General features: G+C 54.9%; 9 protein-coding genes. All 9 read left to right on the top strand.

Annotation, left to right across the window (positions count from 1 at the left end; all coding sequences use genetic code 11):
- The coding region (locus ACOTXF_RS01405; protein ID WP_421635251.1) for a hypothetical protein at positions 1–217 on the top strand (217 nt) is incomplete at its 5' end.
- 2 nt (positions 218–219) lie between these two features.
- Positions 220–702 (top strand): DnaT-like ssDNA-binding protein, encoded by a 483-nt coding sequence (locus tag ACOTXF_RS01400; protein WP_249577502.1) that lies wholly within the window; start codon positions 220–222, stop codon positions 700–702.
- Between the two features lies 1 nt (position 703).
- Entirely contained in the window at positions 704–1,057 is a 354-nt protein-coding gene (locus ACOTXF_RS01395; protein ID WP_213801924.1) for a hypothetical protein, read from the top strand.
- Position 1,058: 1 nt separating this feature from the next.
- Positions 1,059–1,658 (top strand): hypothetical protein, encoded by a 600-nt coding sequence (locus ACOTXF_RS01390; RefSeq protein ID WP_063616270.1) that lies wholly within the window; start codon positions 1,059–1,061, stop codon positions 1,656–1,658.
- The gene (locus ACOTXF_RS01385) at positions 1,648–2,097 is read left to right on the top strand and encodes a phage tail terminator-like protein (RefSeq protein WP_211997012.1); all 450 of its coding nucleotides are present in this window, start codon (positions 1,648–1,650) and stop codon (positions 2,095–2,097) included. Before ACOTXF_RS01390 ends, ACOTXF_RS01385 begins: the two co-directional genes overlap by 11 nt.
- 46 nt (positions 2,098–2,143) lie before the next feature.
- Positions 2,144–3,076, top strand: coding sequence for a phage tail tube protein (locus tag ACOTXF_RS01380; RefSeq protein ID WP_045418834.1), 933 nt, complete (start codon positions 2,144–2,146; stop codon positions 3,074–3,076).
- Between the two features lie 65 nt (positions 3,077–3,141).
- On the top strand, positions 3,142–3,480 hold the full coding sequence (locus ACOTXF_RS01375) for a phage tail assembly chaperone (protein WP_421635250.1): 339 nt from the start codon (positions 3,142–3,144) through the stop codon (positions 3,478–3,480).
- A gap of 17 nt (positions 3,481–3,497) precedes the next feature.
- Positions 3,498–3,785 (top strand): DUF1799 domain-containing protein, encoded by a 288-nt coding sequence (locus ACOTXF_RS01370; RefSeq protein ID WP_016247126.1) that lies wholly within the window; start codon positions 3,498–3,500, stop codon positions 3,783–3,785.
- Positions 3,785–6,940, top strand: a complete 3,156-nt coding sequence (locus ACOTXF_RS01365; RefSeq protein WP_421635249.1) for a phage tail tape measure protein — start codon at positions 3,785–3,787, stop codon at positions 6,938–6,940. The genes ACOTXF_RS01370 and ACOTXF_RS01365 overlap by 1 nt, the downstream gene beginning before the upstream one ends.
- Positions 6,941–6,986 lie beyond the last annotated feature (46 nt).

Raw genomic sequence — 6,986 nt, 5'->3', positions numbered from 1 at the left:
GCAGGAACAGCAGGAACAGCAGGAACAGCAGGAACAGCAGGAACAGCAGGAACAGCAGGAACAGCAGGAACAGCAGGAACAGCAGGAACAGCAGGGTATTGAGCTGGTGGTCATGGTACGTGACACCCCAGAATTCCCTGGCGGCCCGCTGCACGCAGATGTTCATCCTGATGAAGTGGATAACTGGCTGGCGCTGGACTGGCGTCTGGAGGAATAACCATGCTGGTTGCCGATCCCAACTCTCCAGGCTTCAACAGCTACGCCAGCGTGTCAGACCTGCGGGCATTTGCCGCCGGGCGCGGATATAGCATTCCTGCAGATGATGGTGAGTGCGGTCAGATGCTGATGCAGGCAATGGACTTTCTGGAAGGGAAGGCCTGGCGCGGTCAGCGTTCCAGTGCATCACAGCCTCTATCCTGGCCGCGTTCCGGCGTGCGCTTCGATGGTGTTGACCTGTCGAATGATGCGATTCCACTGTGCCTGATTGATGCTCAATGTCGCCTGGCCATCGAATCGCAGGATATTGACCTCACCCCGTCGGTCGCTGGCGGTGGGGCGGTGACGATGGAGCGCGTCGAGGGTGCGGTAACAGTCCAGTATGAGCCGGGAACGAATAGAGCTGCTCCGTCATTCCCATGGTTCTATTCCGCACTGCGCGGGCTTGTAGTGGGCGGCAACCAGGTCCGGGTCGAAAGGGGGTAGCATGGCAATCGACTATCGCCGCATGCGCGCTACGGCAACGCGGCTCCTGAAGGATAACGGCAAATCCTACCAACTGACCCGAGGCGGTAGCACCACCCGCGATCAGTACGGGAAAGAGATTACCACCGAGCCTGTTATCGCGACCGTTACCGGCGTTATCACTGAATACTCAACTCGTGAAATCGACGGCTCTCTGATTGCTACAGGCGATAAGAAGCTGGCGGCCACGTTTGAAACTGAGGTGCGCATCGGTGACATCATTGATATCGACGGCCAAAAGTGGCGCGTGGTACAGCCGAATCCGGTTAAGCCGGCAGACGTGTTGATCTCCTATAACATCCAGCTAAGGACCTGATATGACCAGTTCCGTAAATCAGCCGTTCCTGGCTGCTATTCAGCTGTTCGTTGATGGCTCAAAGCAGGAGATTGACGAGGCGGTGCGCCGGACGGGTATCAAAATCCTGGGGAGATTGGTGGAGATGTCACCAGTCGGGCAGCCGGAGACCTGGCAAGTGAACCAAACGGCCTCTGCTTATAACACTGCAGTGCGTGAACACAATGCTGCCCTTCGCGATGATCCTGCCAACCTGACCAAATCGGGACGACTTAAGCGCGGTTTGCGTGTAAACGACTCGATGGACATTAAAAAGCCTGAGGGCTATGTCGGTGGTCGGTTCAAGAACAACTGGTATGTCGGGTTCGATAGCCAGCCAACAGAGACGAACGATACCCCGGACGCTTCGGGGCAGGGGTCAAACTCCCGCGGTCTGGCGGTGCTTGAGGTGTTCAGAGTAGGGCAAGTGAGCACGATTTACTTCACTAACAACCTGCCATATGCCCAGGCACTGGAGAACGGACATTCAAACCAGGCGCCCGGCGGTATGGTCGGATTGACCGCATTGGATGCAGCCCAATACTTCCGCGAGGCAATGAACGAGGTGCGCAATGGCCGGTGACCAGTCCATGCGAATTGCTGAATTGCTGGAGAGCCGGGTGGCGATTATCGCTGAGTCGCTCGGATTGACGATCGCCTGGCCTAACATCGCTTTTACCCCGCCTGATGATGCCCCTTATGGGCGCGTTTATGTCTTACCAGCGCAAACCGTGGGGCAGGACCTGGAAGGTCAGTTGCGTACATACCAGGGCATTCTCCAGCTCAATATCATTGCACCAGCAGGTAGCGGCGTGACTCTGGCCAGAGGGCTGACAAAGTCTGTCGCAGATGCTTTTCCCGAAGGGCTGCCGCTGGTGGATGGTGATCTGACCGTTTACATCAATGGCCCGCCGCAGGTGCGCCAACCTATACAGGATCGCCCCACATCATCACCCAACGGTAGTACCGGCTCTATCACCTACACCACCCCTGTCAGCATGCAGTACCGCGCTGATTACTGACCCGCCGCCCGGCGGGTTTTTTATTACCTAAATTCAGGAGAGTGCTATGGCATTCGCAATCCCTAACGGCTCGCGTGTGAACGTGGCCAAGGCCTATCAGGCTCCCATCACCTTTACCGCAGCCTCTAACGCTACTGAATGCGAACTGACTGTTGCATCTGCCGCTGGCATCCTGGCGGGCGATGTAGTGCAGGTGAGCTCCGGCTGGCTAAAACTCGATAATATGGTGCTGCGCGTTAAATCCGTAGCCGGTACCAAAATCGTTCTGGATTCGTTCGATACCTCTGACACCACCAAATTCCCGGCAGGCACTGGCGCGGGCACGCTGCGTAAAATCGACACGTGGATCACGATGCCGCAGGTGATGACCCTATCCACTGAGGGTGGTGATCAGCAGACCATCAGCGTGCAGTTCCTGGAAGACGATAAGGCCCGTACCATCCCGACCTTCAAAAACGCCGTGGTGCAGGTCTACACCTTTGCACACGATCCGCTGCTGGCAATTTACAAGCGTCTGAGTGAACTTGACGAATCCAGCGACACCACTGCTGTGTGGTTCCATAACCCGCGCGGAAAAGCGGACCGTTATTACTCTGCCAAAGTGTCTTTCCAGAAGGTGCCTAAGACCGAAATCAACGCCGTGGAAAGCAACGAAGCGCGCATGAACTTCGAATCGGATATGCAGATTTACCCGATCGCCGATTCATCCGTTACGCCGCTGGCGTTCCTGACTGATCTGCCATCAACCAAATCAGTTAGTGTTGGAAATGCGCTCGATTTAGCCGTCGTTATGCAAGGCGGCTCCGCTCCTTACACCTACGTGTGGAAGAAAGGAAGCTCCGCCATTCCAGGCAAAACCGCCTCGACGTTCAACATTCCATCTGTGGCATCCGGAGATGCTGGCTCTTACACCTGCGAAGTCACTGACGCGGCGGGCAAAACTATCACCTCTGCTGCTTGCGCCGTCACGGTCAGCTAACCACTCGAGCCCGGTACGCCGGGCTTTCTTCGCTACTGAAACCAAAGTCTTTCTTAGGAATCGAAATGACCAAATTTTCCCTGATCCCCAACCCAACTTTTTCTGTGACCGCGAGCATTCCGCGCGCTGGCGCCGAAGACGGCAAGCTGACGTTTACTTTCCGCCATAAGACGCTGGAAGAGCTGCGCTCCATGGACGAGAAGCTGCAAAAGGCCGCCGAAGGTAAAAAGGATGTTATCGAGCCGCAGGCCGGCTACCTCATGGAAATTGTTGATGGGTGGGCGCTTCCCGATGAGTTCAACCGCGAAAACGTTATTGTCCTTCTGCGGAACTATCCACGCGCGTTCGACAGCATCGGTCTGGCATACACCAAAGAGCTGATGGGTATCCGCGAAAAAAACTGAGGCAGGTCGCCGCAGCATTGTATACGCCGGGACCGACGCTCGCGGAGCTGAGCGCTTTTGGTTTGACGCCTGAGGACGTGGAGGAAGAGGTGGGGATACTGCCCTCAGTGTGGAGGTCCTTCACCATCTTCTCTTCCCTGGCGACCCAGTGGCGAGTCGGCGCGAGCGGGGCGACCGGCCTTGATTACAACGTTCTCCCCTGGATGTTCGAGTTACACGGGGTTGAGGATGCGGCGGCCTGCATGGCCGACCTTCAAATTATGGAAAGCGAGGCTCTCAAGGTAATGCATAAGGAGACGAAATAATGACTGACCAAATCGCCTCGATTACTTTGCGGGCCGATGTTTCTGACCTGAAAACAGCCAGCAACGAACTGGATAAACTCGGCCAGGCGGCGGCCGGTGCTGTAGATAAAGCAGATGATCTGAATAGCGTGTTTCGCGCTGGGGCCGATGCCGGCAAGCAGAGCGCAGCGGCTTTATGGGAGCAACAAAAATCCTTCAAGGGGCTGCTTGAAAGCATAGATCCAACTCTCGCAGCCTTAGGTAAGCTTGATGATCAGCAGCAAAAACTGCGGACAATTCATAGCAAGGGGTTACTCGATACTGAGGAGTTTACTCATTATCAAAAAATCCTGGACGATACCCGGCTTAAGCTGACCGACACCGGCGAGGCAGCGGCGCGGGCCCAGGCAGAACTGGCAGCCACTCAGGCCGCCGAGAAGCAGTCTGCCGCGTTAAAGAATCTCCTGGGCTCAATCGACCCGACGATTCGTGCGTTTAATTCATTGGATGAACAACACGCACAGCTGGTGGCCCATTTCGAAGCCGGGCGTATCAACGGCGCTCAGTTTGAGCATTTCAACACAATCCTTAACCAGACGCGTGAACGCCTCTCTGGCGTGGCTGACGTACTGCCAGAGGCGCTATCCCGGCAGGAAGCTGCTGCCCGGCGTGCTGGAATTTCCGTTGGCCAGTACAGCGCTGCGCTGCGCACTCTGCCGGCGCAGTTCACCGATATCGCGACACAGCTGGCTGGAGGACAATCCCCTTTCCTGATCTTGCTCCAGCAAGGCGGGCAAATTAAGGATTCTTTTGGTGGATTAGGTCCAATGCTCCAGGCTTTGAGGGACGCATTGTTTGGGTTTAACGAAGAGAGTAGAGAGACAGCGGAGTCGGCAGGAGGCATCAGCGAAGCTGCTGAAGGGCTAAATAACACCAGTGAGGCAGCAGAAAAGTTGGGGCGGGCGGGAGGCCTGTTGAATGGCTTTAACCTCGCTATTGCAGGCACTGTAGGTTTGCTGGCTATTCTGGCCGGGGCTGCTTATAGCTCGTCTCAGCAGTTCGACAACGTTGCCAGATCGCTCATTTTGATGGGCGGAGCTGGGTTCTCCTCTATGCAGCAACTGAACGATGCCGCACAAGATGTTGCAGATAACGCCGGCGCCTCCCTGGCTGACTCTGTTGATACTCTCGTGCAACTTAATGACACCGGGAAGTACACAGCCGACCAAATGACGAAAATCGCCAAATCCATTATGGCTATGGGCGATGCAGGGTTGGATACGAAGGCCGCGCTGGCGGATTTTTCACGCCTGGTAAGTGATCCCGTTAAAGCGCTGGCAAGCCTGAACCAGCAATATGGCTTTGTTGATGAAGCCATGATGAAGCACATCATTACCCTGGAGAAAACGAAGGGTAAAACAGCAGCGGCAAACGAAGCGATAACGCTGTTTGCCGACACCATGGAGGACCGCAGTAATAAAATTGTAGAGGCCACCGATAATATCGGGCAGGCCTGGAACGGGCTTAAAGCTTTCTCCTCCGACATTTTCGGTCAAATCGGGGTTACCGTGCGCGCTTGGGGAAACCAGATCATCGATATCTTCGAACTGGTTAAGTCCTCGATCAAAGACTTGTTCCTCAATATCACCTCTCTGGGCGCCAAGTTCACCAGCACCATCGCTGGCTGGGCAGACAAAATCCCGGGTGGCGGTGCGCTGGCTAATTTCCTCGGCATGGACGTTGAGGCAATGAAAAAGGCTGGAGCGGAAGCGGACAAAGAGATTGAGGCGAACAAAAAACGCTATAACGAGCTTTGGAAGCGCGTCACTGCGCCTAACGCACAGGCAAACTATGAGGCTGAAGCGCGAGGGGCCAACGTAAAAGGCGATGGCGGAACAAGTCGAGAATCGAGAGATGAAGTCTCTAAGCTTGCACAAGACTCAGCCAAAAAGACCAAAGAGGCAAAAGCCACGCTGGATGCAGGCGATCGCACACTGGAAAACTACCGCGCCCAGGCAAGGACCCTTACGGAAACGCTCGAAACCCTACGCCAGACCGGCGATCTGCACGCTAAAAATACCGAGTTCAGCAAACAGCAATCACGGTTTGCTGAATTGGATGAGTCTGCCAAAAACCGCGCGCTGACTGCACAGGAGAAATCTCTTCTATCGAACCGTGAGGCCATCCTCAACGCCGCCAAGGTGGTGGATCAGAAGAACAAGGAAGTAGAGGCGCAGCAGAAGATTAACGGCCTGGCGCAGCAGGCGAATAAATACGTCACGCAGATGTCGGAAAAGACAGAAGCGTTGCGTGGCAGTGCTGGCCTAAGCAGTCGTCAGAGCCAGCGCATGATGGAAGAGGCTCAACTCCGCCAAGGCTGGCTCAACGGTGGTGGTAAGCTTGATGATGCTGGCTATGAGAAAGAACTGGTAGCCCTCAGAAATTATTACGCTGAAGAGGATAAGCTGCGCGGCGATTGGAAAGCTGGGGCTGTTGCTGGATGGAATGAATATTTGGATGCCGCTACCAACACCTATGACGCAGTGAAGAACGTGGCTAGCTCCACGCTGACAGGCCTATCTGACATGCTAACCAGCCTAATGACGACGGGAAAAGCCTCAATAAAAGAATTCGGCAAATCGATGCTTAAGATGATTATCGAGGTGACAAACCGACTGATGGTTGCCTATGCGGTGCAGGCTGCGATGGGCTGGATAAGCGGTGGCAGTGGTGGTGGCAGTACGCCTGGTGGTGCATATGCAAACGCCGCTGCTGGGGTAACCTTCAACGCTAAAGGTGGCGTCTATGATTCCCCAGGTCTCAGTAAATATGTTAACGGTGTTTACGATACGCCTCAGTATTTCACCTTCCAGGGCGCATCGAAGTTTGCGAAAGGCGGTGTTTTCGCAGAGGCTGGTGAAGAAGCTATCATGCCGCTAACTCGGGATTCTGCCGGGCGGTTGGGTGTACGTGCCCAAGGCGGAGGCAGTATGGCCCCGGTTATCAACACCACGGTTAACGTCGATGCTGGTGGTTCCGTAACAACCCAAACATCCAGTTCTGGAGATGCTATGGGGCGCGCACTTGCTAATGAAATGCAAAACGCTGCGTTGCAAGTAATACAGAAGCAACTTAAGCCTGGTGGCATAATTTACAACTTCAATAAAGGACGGTAGCGATTTACCTACCCCTTAGATATGATGGCAAAGTCATATATTTATG

The organism is Enterobacter cloacae complex sp. IR53041 (assembly GCF_049238285.1).
Taxonomy (GTDB): domain Bacteria; phylum Pseudomonadota; class Gammaproteobacteria; order Enterobacterales; family Enterobacteriaceae; genus Enterobacter; species Enterobacter roggenkampii.
This window is presented reverse-complemented; position numbering and strand designations above follow the sequence as displayed.